The organism is Rahnella sp. P4_A8 (assembly GCF_056402435.1).
Genome location: NZ_JBFUHK010000002.1, coordinates 38,959 through 60,163 on the forward strand (window position 1 = coordinate 38,959; position 21,205 = coordinate 60,163).

The 21,205-nt window shown below is 55.8% G+C and carries 4 protein-coding genes; 2 read left to right on the forward strand and 2 right to left on the reverse strand.

What is annotated here, in order from left to right:
- Positions 1–92: 92 nt before the first annotated feature.
- On the reverse strand, positions 93–13,892 hold the full coding sequence (locus AC1DUO_RS01375) for an Ig-like domain-containing protein (RefSeq protein WP_477986286.1): 13,800 nt from the start codon (positions 13,890–13,892) through the stop codon (positions 93–95).
- Between the two features lie 869 nt (positions 13,893–14,761).
- Between AC1DUO_RS01375 and rcsD the strand changes: the two genes are divergently transcribed.
- Both rcsD and rcsB read left to right on the forward strand, forming a co-directional pair.
- Positions 14,762–17,455, forward strand: a complete 2,694-nt coding sequence (rcsD, locus tag AC1DUO_RS01380; protein WP_013574621.1) for a phosphotransferase RcsD — start codon at positions 14,762–14,764, stop codon at positions 17,453–17,455.
- 4 nt (positions 17,456–17,459) lie between these two features.
- Entirely contained in the window at positions 17,460–18,110 is a 651-nt protein-coding gene (rcsB, locus tag AC1DUO_RS01385; RefSeq protein WP_013574620.1) for a response regulator transcription factor RcsB, read from the forward strand.
- 76 nt (positions 18,111–18,186) lie between these two features.
- Here rcsB and rcsC read toward each other — a convergent pair whose 3' ends face one another.
- Positions 18,187–21,048 (reverse strand): two-component system sensor histidine kinase RcsC, encoded by a 2,862-nt coding sequence (rcsC, locus tag AC1DUO_RS01390; protein WP_013574619.1) that lies wholly within the window; start codon positions 21,046–21,048, stop codon positions 18,187–18,189.
- Between the last annotated feature and the right edge of the window lie 157 nt (positions 21,049–21,205).

The following is a 21,205-nucleotide window of genomic DNA, read 5'->3' on the forward strand; positions in this document are numbered from 1 at the left end:
CTCCCTCCCCTGCAAAGGGGAGGGTTGGGTGGGCGCAGTCGTTTGCAACCCCCCCTCCCCGCCTCCCCCTTCGCAGGGGGAGGCGCACTGCATCAACTTTGCTGAACGTGCAGACCGTGCTGCACCAGAACGTCTCCCAGCGTATTCGAGGCTTCTATTGAGGTATTGTGGTAAACGTCGAACGTCAGGCCATCCACCGTGCGTTGCCCGGTTTCGTTCCACGCACCGTCAGTGCCGATGTGCAGATTCACCAGACTGCCCTCGCCGCCTTTGATGATCACTTCATCGGTCGGGTTATCCTTCACGCTCAGCGCCTCATGCAGGTTCAGCGAGATACTGTTGGTGCCGGAATTGCCCAAATCGAAGATGTCGATATGCTCAACTTTCAGCCCGAGCAGGGTCAGATCCAGATGCTGATTGGTGCCCGCCAGCAGCAAGGTATCGACACCGGTTCCTCCGTCGATCAGACCGAAGTCCAGCGTGTGAACTGCAATCACGTCATCGCCGGTACCGCCCAGTGCGACACCGTCCGTTGCCGTCAGATCGATAGTGACTCCGCCAATCGAGAAGGCAGTATCAGCATGCGCGGTGGTTTCTGATGTCGTGGTGGCAGTAGACTCCGTAGTCGCCAGCGACGAGACCAGTGTGCTGGTGGCGTGCGTGGTGTCTGTGGGTTCCGATGTAGAAGTGGTCGTAGAATCGGCTACCACACTGGCGGCCAGTGTATGCGTGTCGGTATCCTCGGCAGACAGAGAGGTCGCCATCAGCGTGGCGGTTTCTGGCGGTAATGATGAACCGACAGTCAGCCCGACATGGGCATCAAATCCGTTACCGGCGGCATCAACGGCTTTCAGTTCAACAATCGATCCCAGTAATGCCGACAGCAGGCCCACCAGTCCGTAGCTGCTCAGCAGCGCACTGCTGAACTTCACCGTCCACGAACCGTCTGCCTGCACGGTACCCGCCAGCGTATTCCCCAGCAGGGTTACGCTGACCAGACCGCCCTGCGCGATATTGCGGCTGGTGCCGCTCAGCGTCAGCCCCTGACCCCCGAGGATATTGCTCACCAGACCGAGCGTCAGCCCGAGAACCGGATTCAGCGCCACCAGCGGCAGATCATGCGTCAGGACGTTCAGCAGGTTGGAAGACGTCGCGGTGTTACCCACACTGTCTCTCACCACCACGGAAACCTGTGTGGAACCGTCCGCCAGTCCTTGCAATTCAGCAGAGGTGAACGGCACGCTCCAGACGCCGTTAGTGACAGTACCGGTGTGTGTAACGGTGCCCACCGTGACAGATACCGTGCCGTTGAGCAGATTAGATGTACCGGTAATATTAGTATTCGCACCGGCTTCTGCGGCATTGAGATACTGGTCTCCGCCAAACAAGGTATTGACCAGCAGCGTCGGCAAGGTATGGATCCCCACCGTTGCTGTAGCACTGCCGCTGACGGCGTTACCGGCGGCGTTGGTCACCGAGGCACCGACGTTCAGCGTACCGTCGAGCAAGCCCGCCAGAGTGAGCTGCGGAATCGCCACACTGAAGGTGCCGTCGGCTTTCACCAGCGCCGTCAGGGTATTTCCGCCCACGTTCAGGGTCACCGTTGAGCCCTGCGCGTTAGTCGTGGTACCGCTGATGGTTTGGGTCAGCAGCGCATCTGCCGCGTTCAGCAGACCATCGCCAAACAGCGGATTCAGCGTGATGGTTGGCAGTGACTGCGATACCACACTCAGCAGGCCGGTGACCGACGCCGCGTTACCGGATCCGTCCGTCAGGCTGGCGACCACCGACTGCGTGCCGTTGAGGATGGCGGTCAGATCGGTCACCGGCACGGTGACACTGAAGACACCGCCCGCACCGACCGTCGCCAGATAATTTTTGCCATTCAGGGAAACCTGCACCTGCGTGCCCTGCGCCACGTTGGTCGCGACACCGCTGATGGTTTGTCCGGTCAGCAGGTCAACCACATTCAGCACGCCATCGCCAAACAGCGGGTTAAGCACAATCGACGGCAGATTGTTAATACCGACATTCAGGCCCACGGTACTTGAGGTCGTGTTACCCACCGCATCGGTGACTGAGGCGACGAGGGTGAGGTTACCGTCAAGCAGGCCGGATAATTGCAGCGGCGTCAGCGACGCTGAGAATTTGCCGTCGCTGTCTACGGTAGCGGTCAGGTCAATCAGACCGCCGCCGACATTGATATTGACGATTTCCCCGACCTGGCCGTTGGTGACCGTACCGCTGATGGTTTGAGTCAGCAGCGCTTCAGCGGCGTTAAGAATACCGTCAGCACCAAAGACCGGATCCAGCACAATTTTCGGTACCGCATTGATAATAGCGTTCAGCGTTCCGCTGGTAGTGGCGGTATTGCCTACACTGTCGGTCACAGAAACCCCGACCGTGAAGGTGCCATCCCCCAGCGCGTTCAGGTCACCCGGTTGCAGGGTGATGCTGAATGCACCGCTGGCATCGGTCGCCCCGAGGAAGGTTTTCCCGCCCAGCGTGACCTGTACCTGCGTACCCGTCGCCACACCGGTGACCGTACCGCCAATCACCTGGGTCGTCAGCGCGTCAGCCGCGTTCAGCAAGCCGTCGCCCAGAACTGAGGTCAGGTTAATGACCGGCCTGACCAGATCCAGCACCGCGTTCACGGCCGCGCTGCCAACGTTACCGGCAGCATCTGCTACCGTCACGCTGACCGCAGCGGTCGTGCCGCTCAGCAAACCAAGAACAGACGGCGGGACGGTGACCAGGAAATGCCCGGTCGCATCGACCACGCCATCAATGGTTTGCGTTCCGACCTGCACTGCGATTGCTGTCCCCGCAGCCACGTTAGAGACCGTGCCGCTGATGGTCTGATTCACCAGCAGATCGGCGATATTCAGCACGCCGTCGCCAAACACGGTGTCGAGCACCACCTGCGGCAGATTGTGGATCGCAATCCCCACCGGAATATTCGTTGCAGACGAGTTGCCTGCCGGGTCAGTCAGGGTGATGCCCAGATTCAGGTTGCCATCCAGCAACGCGCCCAGATCACCCGGCTGGATCTGCAGATCCCAGGTACCCGCCGTCACGGTAGTGTTGTAGGTTTTACCGCCAAGCGTCACGGTCACCAGAGTGCCGTCAACCGCTGTCGCGACGCCGCCAATGGTTTGTGCCAGCAGAGATTCCGCCGCATTCAGCAGACCGTTGCCACCAAACAGAGGATCCAGATCGCCCAGAACCGGAAGCGTTTTAATGACGTCCAGATTGAGCACAGATGCTTTCACGTTACCTGCCGCATCGGTGAGGTTCAGGTTGAGCACCTGCTGACCTTCACCCAGCGCACCGAGCAAGGCCGCCGGAATGTTCAGTGACCACGCACCGTTAGCCCCGACAATCGCCGAGAGCGGCGTGCCGTTGATAACCGTCGACACCACTGAACCCACGCCCGCACCAATCGCCGTGCCGCTGAGGGTTTGTGCTACCTGAGATTCCGCCAGATTGAGGAAACCGTCGGTCAGCCCCAGTCCGCTGGCCACGTTCAGGTCCAGCAATTTGTTGAAGAAGATATCCAGACCGGTACTGACGCTGGTGGTGTTACCCGCCTGATCCGTTACCGTCGCCGCCAGTGTCAGGGTGCCGTCGTTAAGCAACAGCAACTGCGCTGGCGTCAGATTGAGCGACCATGCCCCGCCCGGCTGAATAACCGCTGTACCAATGGACGCACCGCCCAGTGTGACGTTGACGGTCTGACCGTCCGCGCCGCTGGAGGTCCCGCCCACCAGTACGTTGAGCAGTGATTCCGCCAGATTGATGACGTTGTTACCGGCCACCGCATCCAGCGCCAGCAACGGCGCAGACGTATCGACGTTCACCGTATGCGGAACCGCCGTCCCCACGTTGCCTGCCGCGTCCGTCAGGATGGCGGAGATCACGTTGGTCGCACCATTCCCTTGCGGTAATGCCTGCAAATCGGCGGCGGGCACGCTGACAGACCAGGTACCGCCTGTCTGCACGGTGCCGCTGTAAGTTTTGCCATTCAGCGTGACCGTAACCACCCGGCCCACCTCGCTGGTATCCGCCGTCCCTGAAATCAGTTGCGCGGATTTCGACTCGGTATTATTCAAAATATCGTCGCCGGTAAAGGCGCTGATAGTCAGGGTCGGTGCGGTGGTATCCACCAGCACGCTTTGTGTGGCATTGGTCAACGGAATAAGCGTTGATGCGGTCACCGTGGTGGTGGTGCCATTCACAAATTCAGTGGCAGAGACAGCCACAGACCAGGTTCCCGCAGTGACAGTCGCCAGATGCGGAACACCTCCCACGGTGATGTTGACCAATGTGCCATCCGGCACATTCACTGTTTTACCGGAAAGGGTAATGTTCGCCGGATTGCCATCCGCCACGTTAATGATGTTGTCACCGGTGACCGGATCAATGGTGATGGCGAATGTTGGCGGCGTCAGGTTGACCGTGATGGCCTGTGGCGCCAGCAGGTTTGCCGTGTTACCCGCCAGATCATTAACAGAAGCGGTGATGGTGTCCGCGCTGTTCAGCGTAGCCAGCTCAGCCGGTGTCAGCGTCACACTCCATGAGCCATCGCCCAGCACCGTTGCCTGATGGCTGATGCTGCCGACAGTGACCGCCACCTGCTGTCCCGCCTGCACATTCACCGTTGTACCGGTGATGGTTTGCGTGCTCTGGCTCTCGGCGTAGGTCAGATCAAAACCGGCACCGGCAAAGGACGTTACTGCTACGGCTGGCAGTTGGGTTACGGCAATGCCAACGTCAGCCGAGGCCGAACCGGTGTTGCCGCCGCCGTCCGTGACCGTCACGGAGATTTGCTGTGCGCCCTGCGGCAGATCGGCGATTTCGCCCGCCGTCACAGGCACCGTCCAGTTACCGTCCGCATCCACCGTGACACCCGGAAGAGGTATTCCGGCAATAGTGACCACCACGGTTTGCCCCGCCCCTGTAATCCCCGTCGTCCCGGTCAGGGTTAGCGGTGTGGCGGCTTCCGCAGCGCTCAGATAACCATCGCCAAACGGCGTGTTGATGGTGACATCCGGCGCGGTGAGATAGCTGGTGAATGGCAACGTCGCAGGCGTACTGTTGCCTGCGGCATCTGTCACGGTGACGTTAATGTCATGCGAACCACTGCCCAGAGAGTTCAGCACGCCTGCAGGCAGACTTACCGACCAGTCGCCGGTCAGCGGATCGACGGTCGCGTTATAGGTAATGCCATTCACATCAATGGTCAGTTTAACGTTCTGATTGTTGCCGGTGATGCCGGTATTACCGGTAATCACGTTCACATCAGCCGCTTCCGTGATATTCAGATTGCCGTCGCCAAATGGCGGGTCGATAACCGGCACAGGGGCAGACAGATAGGAGGTGAAGGCCAGTGTCGCATCAGTATGGTTACCCGCGCTGTCGGTGGCCGTGACGGTAATCAGATGTGACGCCGTCGCGGTGCCAAGGGAAGTGAGCTGCGCTGATGTCAGGTTAAGGCTCCAGTTGCCGGTGTCCGGGTCGACCGTTGCCGTAAACGGGCTGCCGGTCATGCCCGCGATCGCCACGCTGACGGTTTGCCCGGCTCCGGTTACGCCGGTGGTACCGGTAAGGGTTTGCCCGTTAACATCAATGGATTCGGCAATATTTAGCGTACCGTCACCAAACGGCAGATTGATTGCCGGTGCCGGGACGTTGTTGATTTGTACGTCAACCGACGTCGTCAGCGGCGAGATGTTACCCGCGCTGTCGGTCACGGTCACGACGACCGGCCAGGTGCCATCCTGCAAGCCCAGCAACTGCGCGGGTGTCAGAGTGACACTCCAGGTTCCGGCAGCAGAATCCACCACCACCGGCACCGCATTACCGTTAATCACGACGGTAACCGTCTGACCCGGCGAGGTGATACCGGTCGTCCCGGTAATGGTGCCACCCGCCGTCGCTTCATCCAGATTCAGCACACCATCACCGAACGGTGTATTGATTCCGGCCTGCGGCAGGATTTGCGTTACCGACGTGAAATCAAGGGTACCGGCTGCGCTGCTCGGGTTACCTGCACTGTCGGTTGCCGTCACCGAAATAGTGTGTGTGTCATCCGTCAGCCCCTGCAAGACAGAAGCAGGGACGGTGGCGGTCCAGTTGCCATCCGCGCCGACGGTCGCGGTGACCGCCGTGCCATCTATCGTCACCGTTACGGTCTGGCCTGCGCCGGTAATGCCGGTGGTGCCGGTAATCAGCTGGGTTGCGCCCGCTTCAGCGGCATTCAGCACGCCGTCGGTAAACGGCGTATTAATGGTTGGCACACCCGGTTGGGTCAGCACCACATTCAGACTGGCACTGGAAGACGCCGGGTTAAGCGCGGTATCCGTCGCGGAGACGCTGACCTGAACCGGCCCGTTGTCCAGCCCGCTAAGCAGACCCGGTGCCACGACGGCTGTCCAGCCTGTTCCGAGGCCGTTCACGGTACCGGTGATCGGATCCGCCAGCCCCGGAATAGTGACCAGCACCGTGGTGCCCGCAACCAGCCCGGTACTGGTACCGCTCAGGGTAAACCCTGCGGCGGCTTCAGCAATATTCAGCACGCCGTCGCCTGCAATAGCACCGACGGTCAGGGTTGGCAGCGAATGGGTTGCCAGCGTGAAACTGCCTGAAGCAGTCACAATGTTACCGGCCGCATCACTGACGCTCACGCCGAGGGTTTTGCTGCCATCGGTGGCGAGTGCCTGCACATCAACGCCCGGTAGGGTCAGCGACCAGACTCCCTGATCGTTGGCCGTGGTCAGGTAATCCTTACCATTGAAGGTCACTTTGACCGTCAGATTAGGATCCGTCGTCCCGCTCACCGGCACACCCAGCGCGGCTTCGGCCAGATTGATGATGCCGTCACCGCCGGTATCCACCACGACAGTCAGCAGCGGAGGAGTTGTATCAACCGTGACATCATGCGTGCTGGTTGCTACGTTTTGCGCCACATCATCCGCTGTTGCTGTGAAGGTATTGTTCCCGGCGGGCATCGCCTGAACCTGCGCCGCCGTCATCGGGAAGCTCCAGCTCCCGTCAGCCTGCACGGTAGCGGTATAGGTCGCCGTGTAGTTTTCGCCGGTAATGACCACGGTCACCGTACCGCCCACGGGCACATGCGTGGAGGTTCCGCTCACGATCATGCCCTGATTGTGTTCAGTGCTATTGATGTAATCATCGCCGGAAATGGCGTTGATGGTCAGGGTTGGCAGGTCGCCCGGCTGGGTGATAACAGTGGCGTTGTGCGATGCGGATGCCGGGTTACCCGCCACATCGCTGGCGGTCGCTGTAACGGTAACCGGTCCGTCAGACAAGGTGCCCAGATCAGCCAGCGGCACGGTTGCCGTCCAGTCGCCATTCGCACCGACGACGGCGTTGTAGGTTTTGCCGTTAAAGCTCACCACCACCGTCTGCCCGACTTCAAGATTGGTGGATGTCCCGGTGATCGGAATATCCGCGCCTTTCTCCGCCGCATTAATGTAATCATCGCCGGACACGGCTGTAATCGTCAGCGTCGGCAAATTAGCGACATTCGCATCCACACTGAAGGTCTGCGTGGCTGTCGTGCTGTTGCCTGCCGCATCGGTGATCGTGGCGGTCAGCGTATAAGTGGTATCCGTCAGCGACTGCACGACGGTACTTGGCAGCGTGAAGCTCCAGGTGCCATCGGGCTGCACGGTTGCCGTGTAGCTGACGTTGTTGAAACTCAGCACTACAGACACTGTACGTCCGGTATCGTCCAGACCGGCCGTACCGCTGATCACCACCGGTTGCAGGGACTCAGCCGCGTTGATGATATTGTCGGTCGCCACGTCATTAATACTGAGAACCGGCGCCGTGCGGTCAACCGTGATTTGCGAGCTGGTGGTGCCAGTGTTACCGGCGGCGTCTGTGACCGTCACGCTCAGCGGCAGACTGCCATTGTCCAGCGCCCCTAAATCAGCCGCCGGAATCGTGACACTCCAGGTGCCGTTCGGGTTCAGCGTCGCCGGATAGTCTTCACCGCCTAAGGAAACCACGACCGTCTGGCCGTCAGCCGTCGCACCAATGCTGCCGGTGATGGTTTGCGACTGGCCGGACTCGGTCAGGTTGAGATAGGTATCGCCAAACGGTGTATCAATGTCCGGCACAGGGACGTTATTGGTCGCGATCCCGATATTGACCGGTGGCAAAGTGGTGGTATTACCCGCTGCATCCGTCAGTGTGGTGGTCAGCGGATAGCTGCCATCCGCCAGACCGTTGAGGGTATTCGCCGGAATGGTGGTGCTCCAGCTACCGTCTGGTTGCACCTCTGCGGTATAGGTTTGTCCGTTAAAGGTCAGTGTCACTGACTGTCCTGCATCGGCCGGATCACTGGTCCCGCTGAGGGTGATCGGTGCGCCAGCTTCGGCAGCGTTAATCACATTGTCCGTCGCCACGTTATCCAGCGTCAGCGGAGGCGGTGTGAAGTCCACATTCACGGAACCCGGTAAGGTTGCGGTGTTACCCGCCGCGTCTGTCACATCAACAGTGATGGTCTTCGTGCCTTCACCGAGGCCCTGCAAATCCGCGGCAGGAATGGTCACGGTCCAGCTACCGTCAGTGGCAACCGTGCCGGTATAAGGGACGCCGTCAAGGGTAACCGTCACCGTCTGACCGTCGCCGGTCAGTCCGGTTTTACCGGTCAGTGTCTGATCGGTGGCGGCTTCCGCGCTGCTCAGCAAACCATCGCCAAACGGGGTGTTGAGCGTTGGCTCCGGCAATGTGGCGTAGATGCCCAAATCCTGGGTGGTGGTCACCGGCCCCTGATCCGTGGTGACAGTCGAGGCAATCACATGACTGGTGCCATCCGCCAGACTGGCAACGTCAGACGCCGGAACGTTGACTGTCCAGTTACCGTCAGCATCGGTCTGCGTGGTGTAGGTCACCGTACCCAGTTTAACGGTTACCGGCGTTCCTTCCGGCACGTTGGCGGTTTTACCGCTGATATCAAAACCCGCAGCCGCTTCCGTAGCGTCGATTTTGTTATCGCCGGTGATCGGATTGATGGTCACACCGCCCAGCGCGCTGTTAACGGTGAAGTCTTCGCTGTTGTTCGCCGGATTACCGGCTTTATCGGCGACAGAAACCTCAATGGTTGCCGCGCCATTTTGCAGGGTCTGCAAGGTGGCAGCCGGTACGCTGACGCTCCATGCACCGCTGGCCAGCACTGTAGCCTGATAATCAATGCCGCCGATGGTCACGGTGACGATTTGTCCGGCTTCCACATGGGTGGTCGTTCCGCTGACGGTTTGCGGGTTCATACGTTCCGCGCCGTCGAGGGTGCCGTCTCCGGCAAAGAGGTCAATGTCGATTGTCGGCAGCAATGCCGGATCCGCTGTCACAGTGACCGGTGCGGTTGCGGTGCCTGCGTTACCGGCGGCATCGGTCACCGTGGCGGTCAGGGTATAGGTGCCGTTCGCCACGTTTGCCAGCGCATCGGCCGGGATGTTGACTGTCCAGCCGCCGCCTGCTGCCACAGTGCCGGTATAAGTGTGTCCGCCAATGCTGATGGTGACGGTATCGCCCGCCTCACCCGCTCCTGCCGTGCCGCTGACCGGAATAATCGCCCCGGCTTCTGCGGCATTGATGGTGCCGTCGCCCGCGACCGGTGTGGTGATGGTGACTACTGGCGCGACGGTATCAATAGTTACCGGCGTACTGAGATTGCTGGTATTGCCTGCCGCATCCGTGACGGCCACCAGCACCGCCCCGGGTCCCTGAGGAAGGGTTTGCAAATCTCCGGCAGGGACGGTGGCGCTCCAGTTCCCGCTGGCATCCACCGTGGCGGTGTAATCTGTCCCGCCGACGGTAACGATGACAGTCTGTCCGTCGCCGCTGACCCCGGTGCTGCCGGTCAGCGTCTGACCTGCTGCCGCTTCACTGGCATTGAGCTGCGTATCGCCAAACGGCGTGTTGAGTGTCGCGTCAGGGAGGGAATGGATGATCACACCGAAGTCACTGCTGCCGGACACCGGATTGCCTGCCGCATCAGTCGCGCTGACTTTCACGGTGTTAGTGCCGTCACTGAGCAGCGCCAGATCGGCTGCCGGAATCTGCGCACTCCAGGCACCGCCCGTGCCGACGGTTGCCGTATAAATTTTACCGTTCAGCGTGATGGTCACCACGCCATTTACCGGCACATTGCTGGAGGTGCCGCTGAGGGTAATTCCTGCGGCGGCTTCACCGGCATTGAGCTGGTTATCACCCGCCACCGGATTTACCGCCAGCCCGCTGAGCAGGTTGTTGACGATCAGGGTTTCGCTGCCTGTCGCCACATTTCCCGCTTTATCCGCCACTGACACGCTAATTTGTGTGGTGCCGTTGGCGATGGTCGCCAGATCCGCCGCCGGAACGCTGACGCTCCAGCTTCCGCTTGGCTGCACCACTGCCGTATAAGAATGGCCATTCAGCAGGATCAGGACTGTCTGACCCGCTTCAACACGGGAGGTTGAACCGCTGAGCTGCTGCGCGGTTTGTTGTTCTGCTCCATCCAGCACATTATTACCCGCAAAGGTATTAACGGTGATGGTCGGGCCGTTCGCCGCATCGGCTGCAAGCTGCACGCCGGAGTTAACCGTTGTGCTGTTGCCCGCCGCATCGGACAACTGGACGCTCACCGGATAGCTGCCGTCTGCCACACCATTGAATGCGGTGGCTGGCACGGCAACATTCCACTGGCCGTTTGGCTGCACAATGCCGGTATAGGTTTCACCGTTGAGGGTGACGGTGACGGTGCGTCCGGCTTCCGAAATCGAGGCAGTTCCGGTGATCGTCACCCCCTCAGCCGCTTCAGAGGCGTTGATGTATCCGTCGCCGGAAACCGGGTTAACAGTCAGAAGCGGCGCGGTGAAATCAGCCGTAGCGTTACTGCTTAACGTGGCGGTATTGCCCGCGCCGTCAGTGGCAGTGACGGCAATCGCCACATTGCCCTGTGGCAACGCCTGCAAATCTGCTGCCGGAACCTGAACTGACCAGTTGCCGTCTGCGGCCACAGTCGCGTTATAGGTTTTCCCGCCTAATGTGACGGTGACGGTTTGACCATCACCCGATTTTCCAGTGGTACCGCTGAGAGTCTGCCCGGCGGCGGCTTCAGTCGCATTGAGCAGACTATCGCCAAACGGGGTATTGAGAGTGGGAAGAGGATTGGTGTTATCAATACCGATATTAATACTGTTCGATAAAATTATTCCACCAGGCCCTTCGACAGTGGCAGAAATGCTGTTGAGATCTGGATTGCTTCCTTGAATGTCCTCGATCTCGCCCGTGCTTAACAGCATGAACCATCTGCCATTCGCCCCTACCGTGGCTGTTTTAAACAGCGAGCCGAATTGCACGGTGACTATGGCGTTTTCCGCTACCCCCAGAGTGGTACCACTGATTTCAATGCCGTTTGCAGTTTCCACTGCGTTGATGACGTTATCACCCGTTACCGGGTCAATCGCAATACCGTTCTGAGAGGTATCAACCTCGAAAGTATCAGTGCCGGTCGCCGGGTTACCGGCTTTATCAGACACGCTGACATTGAGGGTTTGGGTACCGTCGGTCAGCGTGACCATATCGGCCGCCGGAATAATCACACTCCAGTTGCCGCTGGCCTGCACCGTGGCTTCATAGGTATTGCCGTTGAACGTAATGGTGACAATCTGCCCGGCTTCGACGCGGGTAGTGGTCCCGCTCAGCACCTGCGCCGTCTGGACTTCCGCGCCGTCAACGGCGTCATCGCCGCCAAATGCATTCACTGAAATGCCCGGCTGAAGAGTGGAATCGGCAGCAACATGCAGCGGGCTGGTGCTGGTGGTGGTGTTGCCCGCCGCATCCGTCAGGGTGGCGCTGATCGGGAAATCACCGTTCAGACCAGTCAGCGTGCCAGCCGGGATTTGTGTGCTCCATGCGCCGTCATCACCGACAACGGCGGTAAATGTCTGGCCGTCAATGGTGATGGTAACCGTTCTGCCTGCATCTGCTGCCGAGGCGGTACCTGACAGGGTCAGTGCGCCTGCAGCTTCGGCCAGACTGATTTGGCCGTTGCCCGCCAGCGGATTGATAGCAAGGGTTGGGGCGACAGTATCGATGCTGACTGGCGTGGTAATGGTGTTGTGATTGCCCGCCGGGTCCGTCACGGTGACCACGATATTATTGCTGCCCTGCGGCAGGTTACCGAGTACTGAAGGCGGAACCGTCACGGTGAAGATACCGTCTGGCGTAACCGTGCCGGTAATTTGCTGGCCACCAAGGGTGACAGTCACGGTCTGACCATCGCCGGTGAGACCCGTGTTCCCCGTCAATGTCTGGCTGGTGATGGATTCACTGCCATTGAGCGTATTGTCACCGCCGAAAGCCGGATCAAGCGTCGGCGGAACGCCATGGATAGCAACATTCAGATCTGTCGTCTGACTGATGGTATTGCCCTGACTATCGACCAGGCTGACGGTTACGGTCGTCGGGCCATCAGTCAGCGCCTGCAACCGGGCAGGAGAAAGACTCAGGTTCCAGCCCCCCTCCGCTGTTGTTGTGGTCTGATATGCCACGCCGCCGATTGTCACCGTGATCTGCGTGCCCGCAGGGACATTGGATGTGGTACCGGTGATCACCAGCGCGCTTTGCGCTTCACTGGCATTGAGCTGACCATCACCTGAGATCGGGTTGACCATCAAAATACCGGCGCTGTCGCTGATAACGAAACTTTCCGGTGTAGTGGTCGAGTTTCCTGCGGCATCGGTCAGTGACGCGGTCAGCGTATAATTGCCTTCAGCAAGCGCGGAAACCGTGCTGGCGGGTATTGTCACCGACCAGGTGCCATCAGCACCTACCGTCGTGTTGTATTGCGTGCCATTGAGGGTAACGACCAGTGTGCGCCCGGCTTCAGAGACAGAAGCTGTGCCGGTCACTGTCAGCGGTTGCTGATGCTCAACGGCGTCAAGAATGTTGTCACTGGCGACAGGATCGAGCGAGACCACCGGCGGGGTTTTATCCACGACAACGGTGATCCCCTGAGTGACCGATTTGCCATCAGTACCGGTGACAGTGACGGACACCACGTAAGTACCATCTGCCAGATTTTGTAAATCTACCGGCGGCAGATTGATGTTCCATTTGCCGTCAGCGCCTACGGTACTGGTGTAGGTTTTACCGTTGATGGTCAGGGTAATGGTCTCGCCTGCGGCCACGTTACTTGCGGTGCCTGAAAAGATTTGTGCTAAACGCGATTCCGTGGCGTTAAGGGTGTTGTCACCGGCAAATGCGCCCAGCGATAACGTTGCGGTCTGGCCGGTGTTTCCGCCACCGGTGTTTCCGCCACCAGTATTCCCGCCACCGGTATTCCCACCGTCAGTGTTTCCGCCGCCGTCGCTGCCACCGTTATTACTGCTGCCGCCACCGCCACCACCACCGCCGCCACCTGCGGCAATTGCGATCCCGGCACCCAGTGCGACAACGCCCAGAACGGCACCTAAAACAGCCGGGTCAAAATTAGAGGAGTCGATGACCAGCGCCCCGGCATCAGGAATGGTTTCATAAGCGGGAACGATCGGGGTTGCCCCCGCTGTTGCGCCGGTATCGACAAACGCGGCATGTTCGATCGGGTGGGTGCCATCATCAAAAATCAGTTCGCTGTGATTCCCCTTGCCATCTGTATCGAAGAAACTGTGATAGCGGACGGTGCGTCCGTCTTTCATGTGAATAACAAGATCATTCCCCACACGCTCATAGCGGGTGACCACGTCACGGGTCGCGTGTACGCGTACTATGCTGATTTGATTAAGAGTTACGTCCTGACTGGCGTTTGAAACCTGGGAGATTACTGCACCATTAGTACGAGAAAGAATATCAATAACAACGCTACCGTTCTGAGCCATGTTGTACCCCTGTTACGCCAGTTGTTGTCCATACACGCTAAACACCGCTCTTCCTTTTCAGGTAAAAAGCGGTTCAGCGGGTAATGAAGACCATTAAGAAAAATGGATAAACTTCCAACTGGTGTGAGGTATTGCCACAGGCTACAAAACAAACAAAAACGGCTGTTATTAAATTTATATATTTTTTAGGGGCTTTGGTTAACCATCATTTCGGTATTTTTTCCCGAAACTCCATAAGTTATATGCATGATTTGAGTTAATCTCCATAAAAAGACATAATCATTAAGATTGAAATAATTCATTAAAAAAGTCAAATCATCAGTTTGACAGATGTTAAATTTTGGTTTAACGCTATGCAGATAATTTTATTATTATAAAAAACAACAAATTAATAAATTACCCACACAATATACATGGTGTTATTGTTAACAAAATTAAGCAACAGACAGTCAGATAATCGATCAAATTAACTTATCAATTGTGTGATCGCCTTGTAGATTTTATGGCAAAAGGGTATTTGGCAAACACATAATTAGGACTATGCGCAATCACAGCACTTATGCTTTCTGATAAAGTGTCCGCCCAGTGCGTCTGTGGGCGGATAAAGGCTTAATTTTTTAAACGCAAAGGGATTTTCACAACATGCCTCACGGCCCGATAACTGCACCGCCCTCGCAGGAAATGTTCGCTGAACACATTTCGCAACCTGGCTTTAGCAGGTTCTGCGCTGACCGGTTTATCGTGCAGGTCAGCAGTTTATCTGTTGCATCAGGTTGCGTCGCGGCAACGATGTTGTGTGCCACTGTTTGTGCAAAAACCGTCGTCCGCTAAAAGCGTCATTACAAGAATGAAGGAAAAAACTCATCATCATGGCTGGTAAATATTTATCGCTGACATCAACCAATATCACGCGATTCTTTTGGTTGTTCATTTTGTTGCTGGCTATGGGGCTCGGCCTTTACGGGTATAACTACACCAATGCTTATCTGAACGACAAACTGCGCACGGTGCAAAATACCGCTGACTTGCTGCAAAAGCGCATCGATAAGTATCGCTACATGACCTACCAGATTTACGACAATTTCACCGGCCAGCCGATGGCGGCGGATGCCGTCAGTGCGCAGGAAATCCGCCTGCGTCAGGATATGTATTTTGTCTCCAAACCTCACAAGAAAACTGATGCGCTGATTTTCGGTGCACACGACAGTTCCACGCTGGATTTAACCCTGAAAATTTCATCCTTCCTGGATGACCAGTGGGGCTCAACAACTCACCCTTATTCGCTGTATTACCTGAACGGTCAGGATAACAGCATGTTGTTGATCACCACGGTGCCGCTGCAGTTGCAAGACTCCCGCCTGAAGGAAAACTATTTCACCAGCACGCTGCAATCGCGCCGTGCCGAAATGTTGCAGCAGGCGAACACACTGGACGAACGCGAAAGTTATTCTCCTCTGCGCAAATCGCGCCAGAGTAACGACTATTCCTTCTCCCTGCGCACCACCTTTAATAATCCGGGACATCTGGCGACCGTGATTGCCTTCGATTTACCGATGAGTGATCTCATCCCTTACAGTATGTCGAGAGATAATTTCCAGCTTAATGGCAACACCACGGCGGTCAATGAAGGTGATCCGGCCGATGATAATCCGGCGGCCAGCAGCATCGTGATGCAGGGATGGTCGCTGGTGTTTGATGTGCCGCTGAGAAATTCACCGCTGTCACTCACCTACCACGTTCCGCTGTTCAGCCTTGTGGTTGATCTTTCACGTAATAACTTCTGGCTGATCCTGATTAACCTGTTCCTGATCGGGCTGGCGATGACCAGTATCTATTTCATTCGCCATCAGTACATCCGCCCGAGCGAGAATATGGCGGCACAATTACAGATGCAGCAGGCGCTGAATCAGGAAATCATTTCGGGTCTGCCGCTCGGTTTACTGGTGTATAACTTCAGCAACCACAGCGTGATCCTCAGTAATAAAATTGCTGACCAGTTATTACCGCATCTGAGTCTGAACAAAATTGCCAATATGGCCGAGCAGCATCACGGCACGATACAGGCGACCGTCAATAACGAAGTTTATGAAATCCGCATGATCCGCAGCCAGATTTCGCCGGAAACTTACCTGTTTATGCTCCACGATCAGGATAAAGAAGTGATGGTGAACCGCACGCTGCAACAGGCCAAACGTGAGTTTGAGAAGAACCTGCAGGCACGCAAACTGATGCTGCATAATCTGGGCATTGAGCTGAATCAGCCATTGCAGGAACTGAACGGGCTGGCCGTGGCGTTAGTGGAAGAACAGAAACCGGAAGAACGTCAGGCGCTGGAAAGCAAACTCCTGAGTGAGTCGCGTAACGCGCTGACGCTGGTTGATAACATTACGCTGCTGACCCGTCTGGAAACTCAGGACTGGCAACCGGCGAACGATAAGTACGTGCTTTCAACCCTGGTAGATGAGCTGTTGCTTGAGGCCCTGCCCCGCCTGAATCAGAAAGGCCTCGGGTTGCTGAATCATTTCCAGATTGCCCCTGAAGCGGCCTTTGTCGGCGATATGCAGGCAGTGAAGAAAATTCTGTCCCTGCTGCTCGATTATGCCATTGTTACCACATCGCTGGGCAAGGTGACCCTGACCAGCGAACAGGACGAAGATCGCCCGGATCAGCTGATTTTCCACATAAACGATACGGGTAGCGGAATTTCCAAAGAAGAATTGAGTAATCTGAATTATCCTTTCCTTAGCCAGACGTTAGTCGATCGCTTTAACCACGGTTCCGGGCTGACATTCTTCCTGTGTAATCAGCTGTGCAAAAAACTGGGCGGTCAGCTGGAAATCCGCAGCAAGCTCAACATCGGCACACGCTATACTGTACGTGTTAAACAACGTCAGGAAGCGCAGGAAATCGAAGCGGAAGACGAGAAATTACTCAATGATGTGACGGTATTACTCGATATCACATCAGAGGAAGTTCGCGGTATTGTGACCCGGACCATGAACGCTTACGGCGCGGTGTGCATCGTGGCTGACGATCGTCAGGTCGCGCGGGAATATGATGTTTTACTGACAGATAACCCGCAAAACAGTGACAAATTTACCCTGCTGCTGACTGACGATGAGTCGGGATTCCAGCAGCTTGAAAAGCATTATATTCGCGTCAATTACAACATCAGCAATGCGCTGATAGACGCAACCTTACTGTTAATCGAACAGCAATTTTCTGTATCCGATGACAGTGTTTCACCCGAAGAGCCCGGCGAAGACTCTCTCGACCTTTATGAAAAGCAGCTAAAATCAAGCGATTACTATCAGCTTTTCGTCGAGACAGTACCGGAAGATCTTGAGAAACTGTATAATGAAAACCAACGTCGTGATTTCACATCACTTTCCCAAACAGCACATCGTCTCAAGGGAGTGTTCGCTATGCTGAACCTGACCCCAGGCAAGCAAATGTGTGAATCGTTAGAACAATACATCGCAGATGGCGATGCGTTACAGATTACTGAAACCATCAACCACATTGATTCTTTTGTCTCCAGACTGCTCCAGCAAGGTAGCTAATCACATGAATAATATGAACGTAATTATTGCTGATGACCATCCTATCGTCCTGTTTGGTATTCGTAAGTCCCTTGAACAAATTGAATGGGTGAATGTTGTAGGCGAGTTCGAAGACTCAACTGCACTGGTTAACAGCTTAAGCAAACTTGATGCTCATGTGCTGATCACTGACCTGTCCATGCCGGGCGATAAATTCGGCGATGGCATCACCCTGATCAAATACATCAAGCGCCACTACCCGCAGTTATCCATCATTGTTCTGACCATGAACAATAATCCGGCGATCCTGAGTTCTGTACTGGATCTGGATATCGAGGGGATTGTGCTTAAGCAAGGCGCGCCAACTGACCTGCCAAAAGCGCTGGCCGCATTGCAGAAAGGCAAAAAGTTCACGCCGGACAGCGTGGCAAAACTGCTGGAAAAAATCAGCGCCAACGGTTACGGCGACAAACGCCTGTCTCCGAAAGAAAGCGAAGTTCTGCGCCTGTTCGCAGAAGGTTTCCTGGTGACTGAGATTGCCAAAAAGCTGAACCGCAGCATTAAAACCATCAGCAGCCAGAAGAAATCTGCGATGCTGAAACTGGGCGTGGAAAACGATATCGCCCTGCTGAACTATCTGTCTTCCGTCAGCTCCCAGCCGGTAGATAAAGACTAACGCTTCAGGGCGTTATGTAGGTTCAGACGTGAAAAAGGCACCTAACGGTGCCTTTTGTATTTTCCGACGTCGTCCGTCAGGATTGTCGCTTTCTGCGAACCAGCGCACTGTAATAACGCAGCGTATCGCGCAGGGTTTCCAGTGTGACTGGCTTGGATAAACAGTTATCCATACCCGCTTCCAGACAACGCTGCCGTTGTTCCGCCAGCGCGTTAGCGGTGACGCCGATCACCGGTAAGGTATGGCCGAGTTCGCGCAGTTTTGCCGTCAGCCCGTAACCGTCGAGGCGCGGCATGTTGACGTCGCTGAGCACAATATCAATTTCATGCGCGCGCATGGCATCCAGTGCGTCAATCCCGTCGTTCGCCGTCACCACGATATAGCCCATCGTGCCCAGTTGATCCGCCAGGAGACGGCGGTTAATCGGATGATCATCCACCACCAGCAAGGTAATATCGCTGTAATCCTGCGCCACAGCGGATTCCGGCGTCGCTGAGCCGCCCTCTTCCGCTGTCGTCTCGAGACGGTAAATCCGGTTGAGCAGCGCAGTGATTTCCAGTGGTGTGGACGTACTATGAATCCAGTAACCCGGACGCGTTTCGACTGGCGGCCCGATATGGCCGATTGAGAATTCAATCTGTGCGGCCAGTTCGCCCTTATGGATCAGCGGCGTGTCAGTAATCAGCACATCTTCCCGCTGGCTTTGCAGTTCCGGCTCGCAGCGCTGAACATTCGCGCCGTGATAACGCATCAGTTGCATCAGGTAACTTTCCAGATAAGCATTGCGCACATCCAGCCAGACCGTTTTGTCCTGCCAGTTGTCCAGCGGCTCACCCGACGGGAAAGTGGCGTTGTAGAGCGGAATACGCACCGTAAACGAACTGCCCAACCCCGGTTCCGATTCCACCTCAATATCGCCATCCATCAGGTTAATCAGCTTTTCACAGATAGCCAGCCCCAGACCGGTGCCCTGGAAATGGCGCTGCACGCCGGTTCCGACCTGGAAGAACGGATCAAACAGGCGGGTGATTTCGCGCTCAGGGATCCCGACGCCGGTATCGCGCACCTGAAACTCAAGATAGTTTCCGCAGGTTCTGACATTCAGAACAATGCAGCCGGTGTCGGTAAATTTAATCGCATTGTTCAGGATGTTGGAGATGACCTGTTGCAGACGCACCGGATCGCCATTGAATGACAACGGCACGTTGTGTTCGATAAAGCAGTAAAGTCCCAGACGCTTTTTCACCACCAGCGGCAAATAGTTACCGGCAATGTGAGTGATCACTTCGCGACAGGAGAATTCCTGCGGCTCGATTTTCAGCTGCTCGGATTCAATTTTGGAGAAGTCGAGAATGTCGCTGATGATTTTCAACAGCAGTGCCGACGAGTTATTCATTGCCGTCACCAGACGGTCAACGCCCTGAGGCAACCCTTGCGTTTGCAGTAAATCCAGGTTGCCGATGATACCGTAAAGCGGCGTGCGCAATTCATGGCTGACGGTTGCCAGGAACATTGATTTCGACTGGCTGGCCTGCTCGGCCGCATTAGCCATTTCCTGCAAAGACTCTTCCATTTTCACGCGCGCACTGACGTCGATCAGCACACAAATCGCCACGTCTTCATTACGGTAGCGTGAATGCACGAAACTTAGCTGGATGTTGTTATTGTTCTTGGTGATGACATCGACGAAATTGGTCTGCTGATCGCAGATGATCCGCGTAATACGCTGCCGGTCTTCCTGCGTCAGCATGCTGATATAATTATGCGCCAGTTCATTACTCAGGATGTTAACGCCATCGCTGATACGCAAAATGGAAATGCCGACCGGCGCTGAGGCCACGATTTTATGGTTGAACTGTTCATGTTCTTCAAGCCGGAATGCGTTTTCCTCGGCCGGTAAAAACATTTTGCGCTCAAAAACCCAGGCCAGAATAAACAATAACAGGCCGGAGAATATATTCAGTAAAACCGCATTAAAAATCAGGATTTTAAATCGCTCGATCACCGTATTAAACGGCATGGAATACACCACACTCAGCGAGGACGGTGTCAGCGGCTTTTTGTAGACCAAATCTTTATAACCATTTACATACCCGAAGAATGAACTGGCCTGCGGATAATCGCCCGGCGCGGCGCTGTAGTGCCCGTCCTCGGAAATCCCCAGCAGCGGCTGATCGTCTTCATCCAGCAACGTCACGGCGGTGTGCTGTGAATTCGGATTCAACAAATCTTCGGCGCGCAGATTTTGCTGAATACCCATCAGCGCTTCGAGTTTATTGCCGACATAAATCGGGGTCAGCACATACAAATTTCCGGAGTCTTTACTGCCGGACTGCGACACCCAGTACAGGCTGTTTTCTTTATCTGTGCTCTTACTGTTGCGATATTGCATAATTTTTTCATGCAATGATTTCAACTGTTCCTGGCTTTCGCGCTCGAACGGTTCGCTGCTGATACCAAAATCAACCAGACACAAACTCTCGCCACTGATGAGGAACACGCGATTGAGATCGTAGGCATCGGAAAAGTTGTCTTTCCAGTAATGGATCATGTTACCCAGCGAAGCCAGCGAATTACGGTAGCTATCATTAATCTGCGAACAGTCGGACTCAGGGAACAATGAGAGATAAGACGGCGCCGTGTTTTTAGTGCTGATTATGCCGTTGATGATATCCAGCCCGTTCACTGAAGCGCTCAGGCGATTCTCAGCCATAAACTTAATGCTGTGCATCACATCATTGGAATTTTTGATGTAACTCTGCGCCAGATCGTAATTGAGATTGTCCTCATCGCGGATCTCGGATTCTTTGTTATGGAAAATATTCAGCACATAAAAGGTGGTCAGCAGCACACCCAGTGTCCACAACATAAGCGCCAGCACCCGGAAAAGATAACGGGAGATTTTTAGCGTTGTGCGAAACGAAGCAAGATATTTCAAGGATTAACCATTAGCAAAACGGCTCAGCGAGCGGAATGGGGATCAGGATACACTATTGCCAGACTTTCTAAAAAGCGCCGCATAATGCAGTGTAGGTGAAAGATTTGTTTTAAGACGAATCCAATAAAAAAGGGCATAACTATTGTTATGCCCTTTT